The 12,977-nt window shown below is 53.9% G+C and carries 18 protein-coding genes; 15 read left to right on the top strand and 3 right to left on the bottom strand.

The window, feature by feature from the left end; translation table 11 throughout:
* The first annotated feature begins 97 nt into the window (after window positions 1-97).
* Window positions 98-670 (top strand): DUF2441 domain-containing protein, encoded by a 573-nt coding sequence (locus tag KBP52_RS01905; protein WP_081932668.1) that lies wholly within the window; start codon window positions 98-100, stop codon window positions 668-670.
* 4 nt (window positions 671-674) lie between these two features.
* Here the strand turns inward: KBP52_RS01905 and KBP52_RS01910 are convergent, their stop codons facing one another.
* Window positions 675-908: a hypothetical protein gene (locus tag KBP52_RS01910; RefSeq protein ID WP_212621890.1), complete on the bottom strand. Its 234-nt coding sequence runs from the start codon at window positions 906-908 to the stop codon at window positions 675-677.
* Window positions 909-1,074: 166 nt separating this feature from the next.
* Between KBP52_RS01910 and KBP52_RS01915 the strand changes: the two genes are divergently transcribed.
* Window positions 1,075-1,308, top strand: coding sequence for a hypothetical protein (locus KBP52_RS01915; protein WP_041481061.1), 234 nt, complete (start codon window positions 1,075-1,077; stop codon window positions 1,306-1,308).
* 577 nt (window positions 1,309-1,885) lie between these two features.
* On the opposite strand, the gene KBP52_RS01920 is transcribed toward KBP52_RS01915, so the two are convergent.
* Both KBP52_RS01920 and KBP52_RS01925 read right to left on the bottom strand, forming a co-directional pair.
* On the bottom strand, window positions 1,886-2,137 hold the full coding sequence (locus KBP52_RS01920) for a DUF1654 domain-containing protein (RefSeq protein ID WP_212621891.1): 252 nt from the start codon (window positions 2,135-2,137) through the stop codon (window positions 1,886-1,888).
* Window positions 2,138-2,283: 146 nt separating this feature from the next.
* On the bottom strand, window positions 2,284-2,919 hold the full coding sequence (locus tag KBP52_RS01925; RefSeq protein WP_349251748.1) for an XRE family transcriptional regulator: 636 nt from the start codon (window positions 2,917-2,919) through the stop codon (window positions 2,284-2,286).
* A 107-nt stretch (window positions 2,920-3,026) separates the two neighbouring features.
* Between KBP52_RS01925 and KBP52_RS01930 the strand changes: the two genes are divergently transcribed.
* From KBP52_RS01930 to KBP52_RS01990, 13 genes are all read left to right on the top strand, one after another.
* Window positions 3,027-3,239: a Cro/CI family transcriptional regulator gene (locus tag KBP52_RS01930; protein ID WP_127928147.1), complete on the top strand. Its 213-nt coding sequence runs from the start codon at window positions 3,027-3,029 to the stop codon at window positions 3,237-3,239.
* A 66-nt stretch (window positions 3,240-3,305) separates the two neighbouring features.
* On the top strand, window positions 3,306-3,728 hold the full coding sequence (locus tag KBP52_RS01935; RefSeq protein WP_212621893.1) for a phage regulatory CII family protein: 423 nt from the start codon (window positions 3,306-3,308) through the stop codon (window positions 3,726-3,728).
* Window positions 3,729-3,929: 201 nt separating this feature from the next.
* The gene (locus KBP52_RS01940) at window positions 3,930-4,697 is read left to right on the top strand and encodes a helix-turn-helix domain-containing protein (protein WP_212623082.1); all 768 of its coding nucleotides are present in this window, start codon (window positions 3,930-3,932) and stop codon (window positions 4,695-4,697) included.
* Window positions 4,694-5,365, top strand: coding sequence for a replication protein P (locus KBP52_RS01945; protein ID WP_212621894.1), 672 nt, complete (start codon window positions 4,694-4,696; stop codon window positions 5,363-5,365). Before KBP52_RS01940 ends, KBP52_RS01945 begins: the two co-directional genes overlap by 4 nt.
* A complete protein-coding gene (locus KBP52_RS01950; RefSeq protein ID WP_127928141.1) occupies window positions 5,358-5,567 on the top strand; it encodes a hypothetical protein in 210 nt (69 codons plus the stop codon). The genes KBP52_RS01945 and KBP52_RS01950 overlap by 8 nt, the downstream gene beginning before the upstream one ends.
* Complete coding sequence (locus tag KBP52_RS01955; RefSeq protein ID WP_212621895.1) at window positions 5,558-5,860, top strand: nuclease domain-containing protein; 303 nt, start codon at window positions 5,558-5,560, stop codon at window positions 5,858-5,860. Before KBP52_RS01950 ends, KBP52_RS01955 begins: the two co-directional genes overlap by 10 nt.
* Window positions 5,857-7,170: a site-specific integrase gene (locus KBP52_RS01960; RefSeq protein WP_212621896.1), complete on the top strand. Its 1,314-nt coding sequence runs from the start codon at window positions 5,857-5,859 to the stop codon at window positions 7,168-7,170. The genes KBP52_RS01955 and KBP52_RS01960 overlap by 4 nt, the downstream gene beginning before the upstream one ends.
* A complete protein-coding gene (locus KBP52_RS01965) occupies window positions 7,142-7,462 on the top strand; it encodes a hypothetical protein (protein ID WP_212621897.1) in 321 nt (106 codons plus the stop codon). Before KBP52_RS01960 ends, KBP52_RS01965 begins: the two co-directional genes overlap by 29 nt.
* A gap of 4 nt (window positions 7,463-7,466) precedes the next feature.
* Window positions 7,467-7,856 carry an antiterminator Q family protein gene (locus KBP52_RS01970; RefSeq protein ID WP_212621898.1) on the top strand — a complete coding sequence of 130 codons (390 nt, stop codon included), beginning with the start codon at window positions 7,467-7,469 and terminating at the stop codon, window positions 7,854-7,856.
* Between the two features lie 120 nt (window positions 7,857-7,976).
* The gene (locus KBP52_RS01975) at window positions 7,977-9,473 is read left to right on the top strand and encodes a HEPN domain-containing protein (protein ID WP_212621899.1); all 1,497 of its coding nucleotides are present in this window, start codon (window positions 7,977-7,979) and stop codon (window positions 9,471-9,473) included.
* Window positions 9,474-9,690: 217 nt separating this feature from the next.
* Entirely contained in the window at window positions 9,691-10,035 is a 345-nt protein-coding gene (locus tag KBP52_RS01980) for a phage holin family protein (RefSeq protein WP_212621900.1), read from the top strand.
* A 373-nt stretch (window positions 10,036-10,408) separates the two neighbouring features.
* On the top strand, window positions 10,409-10,978 hold the full coding sequence (locus tag KBP52_RS01985) for a terminase small subunit (RefSeq protein WP_212621901.1): 570 nt from the start codon (window positions 10,409-10,411) through the stop codon (window positions 10,976-10,978).
* Window positions 10,979-10,982: 4 nt separating this feature from the next.
* Window positions 10,983-12,977, top strand: coding sequence for a phage terminase large subunit family protein (locus tag KBP52_RS01990; RefSeq protein ID WP_212621902.1), 1,995 nt, complete (start codon window positions 10,983-10,985; stop codon window positions 12,975-12,977).

Here is a 12,977-nt window from a genome sequence, read left to right on the forward strand (position 1 = left end):
AGGTGCCGGACAGCCCCGGCCTACTCACCACTGCCCAGGTGACGGGTCCTGCCGTAGACTGCAGGTTCGACCAAGCAGTACTACACGAGATAAGCATATGAGTAACAATGCAAAGTATTACACTGTTGATTCCGCGCGAAGTTTGGCTCCTTATTGTCAAATATCTCTAGGCTCTTACACGCCCGATACGCCTGTGAAGACTGATTTCCTCAACCAAATACACCCTGAAGGCTTGTCCAAACACGGCTACAATTATCTCTACAATCCTGAAGTAGTAATGAACAGTTTAACTGGGGCGAGTAACTCTCTGTTAGTGGGGCTGATATTTGAGCTGGTGCGCCGTAGCTATTTCCCGGAAAAGCCATCCCGCTATCAGTCGCTATTTGCTTGCGAACATTTTAGTGACGCAAAGCGATTTAGGGAGTTACTCGCGAAAGAGAAAAATGAACAAGAGATAGAATCAGCTTCAATATATGAGGTAATTACCGAGAGCGCGGTTCATCGCGGTGATATGAATCTGTTAGGCACTGATTGCTCTGTATTGGAACTGTATCAGCGGGCACACCTTTACTGGTCCAGTGAGGAATCACCTCATAAATTAGCGGATGAGCCACTTTGGGAGATATTGATTCCTCTCCCAACATTGGTTGGGCAACGAGTGTCGGAATAGCGGGTCATTGGTGTAATTTATACCGGGAGGTTGCAGCCACACTACCAATCATCATCACGTTGTTTTCGCCTTCAGCAAAGCGGCTTTCTCCCTCCTCCAGCTTCATCAGTGCGGTCTTTAAAGCCGTTATCGCGTAAGAGGGGGAGGCAGCATCCACGCTCAGCGTGTAGGTTTTGTTTTTTTCGCCCACCCTAATACCAAATAGAAATCCACGCCTGTCTTGTGTGGTGTCAGTCATTGCAACTCCGGGGTTTGTGCTGGCGGATGACGGGTAGAAGCGCCCGCCGATGTAAAAGGATAGGTGCCGGACAGCCCCGGCCTACTCACCACTGCCCAAGTGACGGGCTTTACGCTAGGCTGAGCGCTCTCACACAACGCAGCTTGCAAAGGAGGGCGAACTTGCTATGCGCAAATTCAAACTGAAGTACCTGAATGACTCCGACGATTCGTGCCCGAAGTACTACGAAAGCGCCGAGCCGATAAAGGTTGGTGATGCCATTCTTGTTGATAACGGCTTCTGGCACGGCGTTACGGACATTCGAATTCTGAAGACAGATATTCGTCTAACTCTTTCGAAATCGTCTCAGTCACCGGAAGAGGCAAAGCTCGTAATGAAGCAACTATTGTCCGACTGGTAACGATCGTTGCGTACTTGAGGCAGCTCGCCGCGTCGAGTTCTTTGATCGTTGCATCAAAGTAATTTTCGTGCGAAGCCCAGGCTCAGCCTTGCTGAGCCACCGTCATAAGCGCGGCCCTATTCGAGAGGCAAGTGATGGAGCTTCAACTCGCGGTAACTTTGCGTTGCTGTCCACTGAATGCTGCATTTAGATGCTCCTCTTGGTCATCCCAAAGCACCCTCGCAAGAAGGTGCTTCAGTGATGATTGATATCTCGTTGCACGTCTGCCGGAGTCCTCTCTCTACCCGCTGCCGCTACTGGCGTCACATCGGGTGGCTGTGCAACTTTGCGTGCTCTCATGAGGGAGCCCGGCCAGTTCCAGAGCTGGCATGGGGATCGAAATTTGTGTTTCGCGCTGTGCCCGTTGCCGGGGATCGATCCACGAAGATTTCTAACTGTTAAAGAACGGCGCTGCTTTCGCTGCTGGCCGTACTTCTCGGCCTGCGCTAAATATAAGCCTGCTTATCAGTGGTCGTCAATAAGCATGCTTATAAAAATTTACCGAGACGATAAAAAGCCCGCATTGCGCGGGCTTCTCTTAGCAGTCCGGGTATCTCTTCCATCCGATCCGAACGCTATTGGGGCATGTCCGTTCCACTGTTATTCCATCCGTGTCGTCAAGTTCTTGCAGAATGCGATTCCAAGCTTCAAGCGGTTCATCGTAGCGCCTAGTTATGGTTACTGCTTGGTACTTCTGTACCTTCGGATCTGACACCATTCTCTGAAACCGCCGGCCTACTTGCTCATAGCAGCTATTGGGGCCAGCGACGTTTTGATAGTACTGATTCATGCCTATACCTTGCTAATGCTGTATGGATAAACAGTATTCGATCACTGGGTAAACGGCAATGCATAAGGAGTGCATTTGTACTCTTTCGGTGGCCAAGCGAAAAAAAACCCACCAAATGGCGGGCTAATTTTAAAGTGTGTTAATGATCAGAGCCTGCCTGTCATTCGCACGGCTACACCGATGATCCGGCAGTCTTTGTCCATTTCGACCATTCTGTAGGCGGGGTTAAGCGGCTTTAGATACCGAACCCCTCCGTCCTCTACGAGCTTTTTAAATGTCGCTTCGTTGCTGGCCGGAAGCTTCGCAATCACCAATTTACCTGGCTTAACGTCAGCTTCTGTATCAACCAGAATCATCATCCCTTCAGGAACGCTGACCCCTGACGGCGCTGTCATCGAGTCGCCTTTAACCTCAAGCCAAAATGCCGGGCCTTTGGAGTCGTAATCGGAGAGCTCATAACGATCGGAGAATCCGTCAGGGTATGGCTGCACCGCCTCTTCCCATGAGCCAGCGGAGACCCAACTGATCACTGGATAGCGATAAAGCTGCTCGGGTTGAGTCGCCATTCTCACATTGGAGTCACCCGAGAGCTTATCTGTCATCGATCCAATCCCGTCGGAAAGCCATATCGCACTGACACCGCAAAGGTGGGCAAATTTCGCGAGATGGACGCTTTGCTGGTTCTTTCCAGTCTCCAACTGCGAGATTACGGGCTGCTCTACTCCGGCCTTTTCGGCAAGAGCTTTCTGGGTCAGGTTCGCATGCTTGCGTGCGAGCTTCATGCGTTCAGCTAGTGTCGTCATGTCCGTAATTTATAAGTTCCCTTATGCTCTTGCAAATAAGCCTGCTTCTTAATACGATATAAGCGTGCTTATTAGGAGGGCTCTTTATGACCCCTATCGAAAGGCTCGTCGAGCATTTCGGCGGGCAGACCAAAACGGCTCTTGCGTTGGGGGTTACTCAGGCCGCGGTTTCTTACTGGGTAACCGGAGCCTATTCCATGAGTGCGAAAACGGCGTTCAAAGCGGAAGAGCTCACTAATGGATTGATTACCGCTCGCGAGCTTTGCGCTCAGCCAAAAGCGGCGGTCAGTGCTGCGTAGTCGATGAAGAATATTTTGCTGCTTTTGGTGGCTACTCGCCACGGAAACAAATTTGAGGGTTTACGAATGGAAGATTTCTTGAGGGCTTGCCACACCACCGTCAAGGAGAGCGGGGCAGAGGAACTGGCCGGGAAAATGTGTATGGCTCACGTGAGCTTGCTGCAACGCTCGAATCCGGACAACGCCGCGCATCACCTGACCATTGAACATCTTTTTGGGATTTTGCTGCATACCGAAGACATGCGCCCGTTGAAAGCGTTGGCAGATCAGTTCGGTTTCGAGCTCGTTCCGAAGGTTGCGCCGGCACCCAAAGAGCTGACTGCCTCGCTGGTACATGTCGGCAAGGAAGTAGCTGATCTGACCATCGCTGTGCACGAGGCTTTAGATGACCAGCACGTTTCATCCGGCGAGAAGACCGACATTCTCACTGAGATCGGACATGTACGCGAAAGCCTTCATTTGCTCGAAAGCTCGGTGAAGGCAGCTTGAGTTTCAGGCACAAAAAAGCCGGGCTGCAACCCAGTTTCTTCAAAACGCAAAAAACTGAGGGGCCATTATGAATATGAACGTCACCCCCTGTAATCCCTCCATTCTTGCGACACGTTTTGGTCAATCGCAAAAAGTGTCGCGACACACGTCATCTCGTTTTGCCGAATTGAATATCGGAGCCTCGCTGTGAGCGTTCAAGCAATGTCATGGGCGCTGTCTTTGCCCACGCAAGTTCTCAAGGATGCTAGCGCACGGCACGTTCTGCTGTGCCTAGCCAACTATGCCGGATCGAACGGCACTGGCGCGTTTCCGTCAGCTTCCACCCTGGCTCAGGACACCGGTCTATCCGAGCGCACCGTGCGTTACAAGTTAGATGACCTGGAGAAGTCGGGACTGATCAAGCAGGGCAATCAGGCGATTGCTGCTGTTCACATTGATCGCCATGACCGCCGCCCAGTCGTTTACGACCTTCAAATATTGCGGGGTGCAAATGCTGCACCCCGTTCGGAACGGGGTGCAAATGACGGCACGGGGTGCAATCCACAACAGAACGGGGTGCAATCTACGACAGAACGGGGTGCAGCGGCTGCACCCAATACGTCAATTAACCATCAGATAACCGAACAGCAGCTGCAGCGCGAGTTTTCTTGCGTGGTCGATGATCAGGATCGACAAGCTCTCGAAGATCCTCGCCAGCGCTTTTCGATGTTTGCCAACTGGGAGTTCAGCACTAAACAGTTGGAAGACCAGCTTCGCCTGATGTGCTTGCCGATCTCATCGGCTACCGATGAGTTGATTAACTCGTTCAAAGGTTTCTTCATCGCCAAACCCGATACCCGTGACAACGCCGCCGGCTGGTGCCACCGCCTTGCCAAGTGGGTCAAGCGTGATCGCGCAGTGAAGTCCGGCGACATTGAGGAACAGATGGATGCGACCGGTGACTGGACTGCCAAGGGGGTTCGGGTATGAAATCTGCACGCGATCTTATTGCCGAACGGCGAACCGACCCTACCTACAAGCCGACGTCCGACCCAGTAGTGGCCGAGGTTGATCCATCGACCAAAGCTGTCATCGACGATTTGTTCCTGCGTCTTCGCGGTGCCTGTGGCGCATGGCGCCAGTCTTGGCCGACTGAGGCCGTGATGAACGCCTCGAAGCTTGAATGGCTCGGCGAGTTCATGCGCTCCGGGATCAACCGCATGGAGCAAATCGACCACGGCATGCGCGTCCTGAGTGCAAGTAAGTCGGCATTTGTTCCGGCGCCTGGCGTTTTCGTTAGCTGGTGCTTTGCCCCTGAAGGGCTGGGATTGCCGAGCGTCGAAAAGGCGTACGCCCAGGGTCTTCGCAACTGCCATCCCGCTATGCGTGATTCGGCCAAGTGGATGCACGCTGCGGTCTACCACGCTACTGCGGCCGCTGGTTTTCATGGCCTGCCATTGCTCTCGCGTGAACTTGGTTTGGCGAGCTTCGAGCGTCACTACTTGGCCCAGTGCAGGAAGATCTGGAAGGGTGAACCCCTAGGCTCTATTCCTATTGCTGAACTTGCTGCGCCTAAGCTTGATCGCAACCCCGAAGTGGGTAACACCGCTTTGGCCAACTTGCGCGCGATGCGTGCGGGGAGGGCAGAACGTGTGTGACCGTCGCCTTGCTGTACCCGAAATCGATACCTATCGATTCGCAGTGTTCTGCTGCTCGTTCAAGGTTGATTTGAGTTCGCCGCCTGATCACGCGCTGGCGCTGTTTGCCGACGAGGCCATGGCCAAGCGTTATGGCTCGTGGATGTGGCCTGGGACCTACGAAGTCGTCGACGTCGTGACGGGGAAGCCTGCATGCGAGTGAGCTCGAAGAAGCTTCGCGCCTCGGCCGATGGCCAAGAGTGCACCGTCCGGATGCCAGGCATCTGCAATCACAATCCAGAAACCACCGTCCTCGCGCATCTGCCTTGCGGGAAGAAGGGTATGGGCATGAAAGGCTTTGACACCGTGGCGGTGTACGCGTGCAGCGCTTGCCACGACGTGATCGACGGCCGCGCCGCCGGCGAGATCGACTGGCAGGACGTGCCGCGCGCCATCGCCGAAACCCACGAAGCCCTGATCATGGCTGGAATTCTCACCGTGAAGGGGGCCGCATGAGTACCGCCGCGGTGAAGATCACCGAAGCTGAGATCAAACGCCAAGTGGCCGGCACCGTACAGGACGTACGCGACATTGAGAATAAGGGCCTGTACCTGCGTTTCAACAAGGCTCGAACCGGTGGTTCGTGGTACCTGGTGTTGAAGGGCAAGTGGAATCCCATCGGCACCTTCCCCGAGCTGACTCACAAACAGGTTGTAGCGGCGCTGCCGTCGCTTCGGCTGCGTCTGGCCGCCGGGGAGGGCGCGAGCCTGTCGAAGTGGAACGCTGTTGGCGAACTGCTGGACTGGTTCGCTGATCGCATGTCGCGCGATCGCAATCTGTCGACCAAGCGCAAAAACACCGGCGCCTCGATCATCAAGTGCCACCTGAAGCCGCGTCTCGGTGAGCTGCCCCTGATCGGCGTTGACAAGGCCGCACTCGACACCCTGTTGATGTGGCCGCTGCAGGAGACGGTTTCCATCGACTACGTGCGTTCCGCGTTCCAGCTGTTGGCCTTGTCATTCCGGCAGGCGGCCAAGTTGGGGTTGATCACGCCCAACCCGATGGCAGCGATCCGGTTCAACGACTTCTCTAAGGCAAAGGTCGGCATCAAGCCGTCCCGTCTTCGCGGCGTTCAGTTGGAAGGCCTGCTCGGGCAACTGGCCGAAGTCATGAGCACCGCGCCGCTGGATTCGATGCTCGCACTGATGATGCTCTGCCATGGCACGCGGATCGGTGAAACCCGGATGGCGCGCTGGTCGCACATCAGCCTGGCCGAACGCGAATGGTTCATCCCGGCCGAGAACACGAAAACCGGTGTCGAGCATCACCTGCCTCTGACCGAGCAAGTATGCACGCTGCTGACCCGGTATCGAGAAGGCCAATACGCTCGAGGCTATGAGGGCCAGTGCCTGTTCCCGGCACGTAATGGCAAGGCGCTGGGCGAGGCTCAGGGCTGCGCAGTGTTTCGTCGACTGGGGCAGGGCGATTGGACCAGCCACGACCTGCGCAAGGTGGCGCGCACCGGTTGGGCAGACCTTGGCATCGATCACCTGATTGGTGAGCTGCTGATCAACCACGCGATGGGCCACAACGTGAAGGTTTACATCCAGTCGGACGTGATGAGCCGCAAGCGTGATGCCCTCGAGCAGTGGCACGCGCATCTAGATCAGAAAGGCTTTGCAGCGATTCATGGATTGACCGGCTTTAGATTTGAAGATTCCGGTAATTCGCTGCAAGCCACAGACCATAAGGCCTGCAAGGCCATTGAAGAAACAACCATAGGCGAGGTTTCAAATCATGCAAAAAGGGCGAGCGCATGGCTTTAAGCGCGAACGGATCGAGCTGGAGTCTTGCTCGATCTGCGAGGGAAAAGCGGTAGTAAAAGGGTTGTTTTATGAGCTGGTTTGTACCGATTGCAACGGTTCAGGTTGGGTTGTTTGGGGAAGCAAGTTGGTGCTTTCTTCCGACGAGTTGGTCACTCAATTGAGTTTCAAATTGCAGCATGCTCAGCGTGAAATTTCAGCGCTAAAAGGTTCGTCACTGATGAGCGAATTACAAAGCCAATACGAACGATCGAACCGCCTGGGGGCGGGCGGCACAAATTACACAGGGGATTGAAGGAATGATGATTCGTAAACCGGCAGGACGGCCGTTGGGAGACACCGAGTATCTGCTCGAACAGTGGGGTTGGTGGCGAATGGATGGGATGGGGGCTCCCGGTTACACTTCCCCCACGTTGTCGCTGATGCGTCAGGCGGTGGCGAATCCGTCAACCGGAAAAAATTATTGCATCACCGATGAATGGGCGATCGCGATTGACAGTGCGGTTGCCCGGTTATCTCTTCGAGATCAACAGATGGGCGACATAGTCTGGCTGTACTTCGGTGCAAAATGGCCAATGGTTCGCGTCGGGAAACACTACGGCATTGGGGAGAGTAAGGCGAGAGAGTTGGCTCGTGCTGGAGCGGCATGGATTGATTGCGCAGTCACTAGTTTTCGCACTGCAGCCTGAACAACCATTCAACCGTTTTCGGCTCCTCAAGGTGGAGTCGATTACTGTTGACCGTGCAAGTTTCGCATGTGGTATGTTTCAAGGGTTAAGGGAAATTTACTGTTTAAGTAGGGAGCGAGCATGGCCAAGAAATCTAAAGTAAAGAAAAGTTTTTTGGGTGTTTATTCCACCGGCAAAGACGAAGATATTGTCGGAGAACTTAAGTTGAATGGAGCTAAAACTTTGCTATCGCTGCATTCCGATGAGTATCTGATATCTTTTGAAAAGGCAGATACTATCCAAGGTTTGGGGTATGGCGGGGAGCGTTTAACGCTGGTTGATTGTCGGGGCGCCGGCAATAGTACCACTTACTTTTCGAGCAAAAAGCAAGGTCATAGGACGGATATATTTCCACATTATGTGATAAAGGGTACTGAGTTTTTAGATCCTGAAAGTGAAAGCGTCAGTGCGATCCATTTTACTACCAACGATTTATTCTACCTGTTTCATGATTTTGATGCTTTTGGTCATGTAATAGATTCAGGCGCGGTAATAGATGCGGTTCTCCAAGGTAAAAGAGAATCGCGTGAGATTGAGGTTGGGGATAATCCAGAAGTTTTTTACTACACTGGAAAAAGTTGTGTTACTGAAGTAGATACGGTGATTGGTAAAATATCAGTGCATCACCGACCTACTTACGGTCTCGGAGGCCCGAAAGGCGTATCGATAGAAAATAAAATAGTAGTTAGTATTGAACCATTGGGGCCAGTATCCTTTTCTGTTGCGATGTCTCAGGTATACAAGATCGCAAATTTCTTGTCCGTTTTGGCCGGTCGTGTACAAGGTATTAATGATGTTGAAATTACTACCGAAAAATCAATAACTGGCTTTCCAACAGTACTTCAGGTTTATGAGAGCTACCGTTGGAAAGGGAAAGATAAGATTGATAGCCATAAGCCAGTGGTGGGTGATGTTCCGCTTGATCCAGTCAGAAGGCGAGCTGAGTTTGAAACCGTTCTTCGTGCTTGGGTTGAAAAACATGAAAAGTGGCAGCGGGCACGAGTAAGAAACTTGGTTTGTCTTGGTAAGTCTAATAAATATAACGTCGACCGTTTGGTTGCTGCGGCTAATATGTTTGATCTTCTTCCGGAAGACGCGGTTCCTATGAAGTCGGAACCTGAGGTTGAGTTCTCAGACACTATAGCGGAATTTAGGGTTAAGCTTAAGAGACATTCGGATAGCATTGATAGGAATAGTGTTCTCAATGCTCTTGGTCGAATTGGTAAACCTTCGCTTCCGAAAAAGGTATCTCATCGCGTATCTATAATCGACAAGGAAATGGCTACCGTTTTCCCTGAGCTGAATTTTGTTGCAAATGTGGCAGTTAAAATTCGGAATTATTACGTGCATGGTAGTGCTGGTGATTTAGATTTTGAGAAGGTGGAGCCGTATGTTCCTTTTCTGACAGATACGCTCGAATTTGTGTTTTCGGCATCTGATCTGATTGAGTCGGGATGGGATGCCAAAACTTGGTCTGAAAATCATTACGGTTGGGGCCACAGTTACACTCGTTTTCGTGTGAACTACCTAGAGTTTCTACAAGAGCTTCGAGAGGCGGCAAAAAAGAAATCTTCATAAATACTTTTCCGCGCGGAATAGATCTGTTTTTATTGCAGCGTGAATTGCTGTGAACGCAGCCAGACGCTTTCAAAAACCCGGCTAATGACTCGGGTTTTTTGTACCTACTTACAAGCCCCGCCATTGAGCGGGGCTTTTTCGTTTTCGGCCCCATGCCTGCCTCTTTGCTCTCGCGGATGGCAGTGACATGGAGGCCGAACCTATTTGAGGACTACAGATGAGCACGGAGCAACAAGCTCTCGCGGACGTACCCCTTTGGCTGTTGATATTGTTGAGCATGGCGGGCCTGTCGGGAGAAATGCTGAGAGCGTCAGGTAGCGACTTGGGCCTACAACAGATCCTTCAACGCGTAGCTTTACGTTTTCTCGCTTCCGGCCTTTTGGGAATGGCAACTTTGCTGCTCGCAATGGCGGTCTGGAATAACCTGTATTTGGCCGCGGGACTGGGCATCGTGATTGCGGTGATTGGGGCAGATGTCGCGGGAGGCCTCTACACGCAATTTTTGGCAAGGAAGGCGGGGGTCAGCTCTCCAGCATCAGATTCCAAAATGAGCGATAAATGAAGTGGTTCTGGTGCGGCGCCAATCTCGGCCACACGAGCAGCGTTGCACCGTTTTGGCGTCGAAAACCGCCGGGGTCCCTGGGGATATTCAAAGGATACGGGGTGGGAAACCCGCGGGAAAGCGTTAGCCACAGGGCTGGAAAGTTAGTTGACAGCGGTTGACAGGTTGACAAGGAATACCGGGTTTTCAGCGACAGAATTTTCGTGATCCAAACAAAGGTTTTTAGTGAAGTCCCCCCCCGGTTCTATTGGGCTGTAGGCGTTTTCATGCCTGTTCAATTTCTTGAACAGCAGCCCGTGTGCAATGGCCAGAAGGCTTGTCAACTAAGCCGGGTTAGTTGACAGGCTTAACAAGCCACTACGATGGAGGCCGCATGGCTTTTGTAACTCGCAAGGAGTACTGCGAGCTGAAGGGGTGGTCGAGGCAGTACGTCGGCAAGCTGGTCAAGAATCAACGACTGGTTCTGAACGCTGCCGGGCAGATTGATGTGGAGGCCAGCGAGCAGCTTCTGGCCATGACGAGCGACCCGAGCAAGGCCGCCGTCGCCGCTCGACATGAGCGCAATCGCCCGAAGCGGAGTGATCAGCCACCGCTGGAAATAGTCATCGCAGACTTTGTAGATGACCCCTCTGGTCAGGTACCCGACTTTCAAAAGTCACGCGCTCTTCGTGAGCACTACCTATCGCTTCAGGAAAAAGACAACTTCCTTAAAGCCCGAGGCACCTTGGTAGAGCGCAAAGCGGTCGAAGATGCGGCCTATAACGCTGGTCGCTTACTGCGTGATCTTTTGCTTGGAATGGCGCCACAGCTATCGCCGGAACTGGCCTCGCTGTCTGATCCATGGCAAATCGAAAAGCGTCTGACGTCGGCTTTGCGACAAACACTGGAAGATGCTGAGCGGCTGTCAGCAGCAGATCTACAACAAGCCATTACCCCGAGCTAAACCTATGTCCTTAGAAATGTCGAACGGTGCGACGGTGTACCGCGAAGCGTATTTCCGTGGGCAGCGACCAGAGCCAGATGTCTGGATTGATCAGTGGGCCGATGAGTACATGCGCATCCCGCGCGACACGGGTGCGGCCGAGCCTGGTCAATACCACACTTCGCGCACCCCTTATGCGCGTGAGCCGATGCGCTGTCTGTCACCTGCCCACCCTTGCAAGCGGGTGGTAACCATGGTGGCTTCGCAGTTGATGAAGACGCAGATCGCCTTGAACTGGATCGGCGGCCTGATCCATATGGCCCCGTCCAACATCCTGACGTTGTTGCCCAGTCTGGGGTTGGCCAAGCGGGTATCGTCGCGGATTGGTAAAACCATCAAGGCTACGCCGGTTCTGCGTGAGCGCGTGGCGTCCAACCGCTCGCGAGATGCGCGCAACACCATGGACACTAAGGAGTTCGAGGGTGGTTCGCTGTACATCACCACGGCCGGTTCTGCGGCCAACCTAGCGGAGCTTTCCGCACGCTACATCTACGGCGACGAGGTTGATCGCTGGAGTGTGGACGTGGGCGAAGAGGGCGACCCGGTCGAACTGGCCGAGACTCGCGGTAGTACTTTCGGCCGTAACGCAAAATTTTACTTTTCCAGTTCGCCGACGGTCAGGGGGGCGTCCCGGATCGCTGATCTGTTTGAGGTCAGCGATCAGCGTTACTACTACGTGCCGTGCCCAACCTGTGAACACATGCAGGTTCTGGAGTGGGAGCGTTTGCATTACTCGGCGGATTTTCAGGTTGTGCATTACCAGTGTGCCGGCCCCGACTGCGACGTACTGATCGAGGAACGCTATAAGGGCGAGATGCTGGCGAAAGGGGAGTGGCGAGCACACACCCAGGGCGATGGCGAAACCATTGGTTTTAACTTGAATGCGTTGTACTCGCCGCCCGGCTGGACTGGTTGGGCCTCGTTGGCCAAGCAATTCGAGAAGGCTAAAAAGGCTCAGGCCAAAGGCGATCTGGAGCCGATGCAGGTGTTTTACAACACCCGTCTGGCCAAGGTCTGGGATAGCGCTCAGGAGCAAACCTCAGCCGGTGTGCTGATGGATCGGGCGCGACTGGAAAGCTGCGGGCTTGGCTCAATGCCCGACGGCGTGTTGATGCTGACCGCTTCTGTTGACACCCAAGCCAACCGCCTGGAACTGATGGTGATGGGTTGGGGCGCTGGCATGGAGCGCTGGGTGGTCGACTTTCAAGTGATCTCCGGCGACCCCGCCGATGAGCGCACCTGGGCGGCGCTGGACGAGTTACTCAAGGCCCGTTACCGACACCCTTGTGGTGCTGAGCTGATGATCATGGCTACTGCGGTCGACTCCGGTGGTAACCATACGGATGAGGTCTATCAGTTCTGTCGTATGCGCCGCTGGCGCAGCGTGTTCGCCATCAAGGGGGCGAGCAAGCGGGGCCGGCCGGTGATCGCGCAGCGACCTTCGATGGTCGACGTGACATGGAAGGGCCTGACTGAACGGCATGGCGCCGAGCTTTGGATTGTCGGTACCGACACGGCGAAGGACTGGATCTATAACCGCTATGTATTCGACACCGGCCCGGGAGCGCTGCACTTTGCCAACGACCTGCCGGATGACTTTTTCGCCCAGTGCGTGGCTGAGCGCAAAGTCACCCGTTACGTCAGGGGGCATAAACGTATCGAATGGACCAAGGGCAAATCCGAGCGTAACGAAGCGCTCGATCTGTTGGTTTACAACCTGGCCATGGCCCATTACCTCGGCATCAACCGCTACCAAGATCACGATTGGGCGCGGATTCGGCAGGCGGTCAACGAGTCGGTTTCGGGCGATAGCAGCCAACCCGTTCAGAGCGAACGGCTCAGCCGGCCAGTCGTAACACCGGCAGCACCGCAGGCGCCGCAACCAGCCGTGAAATCACGTCCGGCAGCCACTCCCCCACAACGCCGCAGTTCCACCAGTGGCTACCTGAAGAGACGCTGA

It is taken from the genome of Pseudomonas sp. SCA2728.1_7, assembly GCF_018138145.1.
In the GTDB taxonomy this organism is placed as follows: Bacteria; Pseudomonadota; Gammaproteobacteria; order Pseudomonadales; family Pseudomonadaceae; genus Aquipseudomonas; species Aquipseudomonas koreensis_A.

Bases quoted from the DNA above. Each gene is read 5' to 3' on its own strand.
- KBP52_RS01905 (WP_081932668.1), top strand. From the start codon at position 98: ATGAGTAACAATGCAAAGTATTACACTGTTGATTCCGCGCGAAGTTTG.
- KBP52_RS01910 (WP_212621890.1), bottom strand. From the start codon at position 908: ATGACTGACACCACACAAGACAGGCGTGGATTTCTATTTGGTATTAGG.
- KBP52_RS01915 (WP_041481061.1), top strand. From the start codon at position 1,075: ATGCGCAAATTCAAACTGAAGTACCTGAATGACTCCGACGATTCGTGC.
- KBP52_RS01920 (WP_212621891.1), bottom strand. From the start codon at position 2,137: ATGAATCAGTACTATCAAAACGTCGCTGGCCCCAATAGCTGCTATGAG.
- KBP52_RS01925 (WP_349251748.1), bottom strand. From the start codon at position 2,919: ATGAAGCTCGCACGCAAGCATGCGAACCTGACCCAGAAAGCTCTTGCC.
- KBP52_RS01930 (WP_127928147.1), top strand. From the start codon at position 3,027: ATGACCCCTATCGAAAGGCTCGTCGAGCATTTCGGCGGGCAGACCAAA.
- KBP52_RS01935 (WP_212621893.1), top strand. From the start codon at position 3,306: ATGGAAGATTTCTTGAGGGCTTGCCACACCACCGTCAAGGAGAGCGGG.
- KBP52_RS01940 (WP_212623082.1), top strand. From the start codon at position 3,930: ATGTCATGGGCGCTGTCTTTGCCCACGCAAGTTCTCAAGGATGCTAGC.
- KBP52_RS01945 (WP_212621894.1), top strand. From the start codon at position 4,694: ATGAAATCTGCACGCGATCTTATTGCCGAACGGCGAACCGACCCTACC.
- KBP52_RS01955 (WP_212621895.1), top strand. From the start codon at position 5,558: ATGCGAGTGAGCTCGAAGAAGCTTCGCGCCTCGGCCGATGGCCAAGAG.
- KBP52_RS01960 (WP_212621896.1), top strand. From the start codon at position 5,857: ATGAGTACCGCCGCGGTGAAGATCACCGAAGCTGAGATCAAACGCCAA.
- KBP52_RS01965 (WP_212621897.1), top strand. From the start codon at position 7,142: ATGCAAAAAGGGCGAGCGCATGGCTTTAAGCGCGAACGGATCGAGCTG.
- KBP52_RS01970 (WP_212621898.1), top strand. From the start codon at position 7,467: ATGATGATTCGTAAACCGGCAGGACGGCCGTTGGGAGACACCGAGTAT.
- KBP52_RS01975 (WP_212621899.1), top strand. From the start codon at position 7,977: ATGGCCAAGAAATCTAAAGTAAAGAAAAGTTTTTTGGGTGTTTATTCC.
- KBP52_RS01980 (WP_212621900.1), top strand. From the start codon at position 9,691: ATGAGCACGGAGCAACAAGCTCTCGCGGACGTACCCCTTTGGCTGTTG.
- KBP52_RS01985 (WP_212621901.1), top strand. From the start codon at position 10,409: ATGGCTTTTGTAACTCGCAAGGAGTACTGCGAGCTGAAGGGGTGGTCG.
- KBP52_RS01990 (WP_212621902.1), top strand. From the start codon at position 10,983: ATGTCCTTAGAAATGTCGAACGGTGCGACGGTGTACCGCGAAGCGTAT.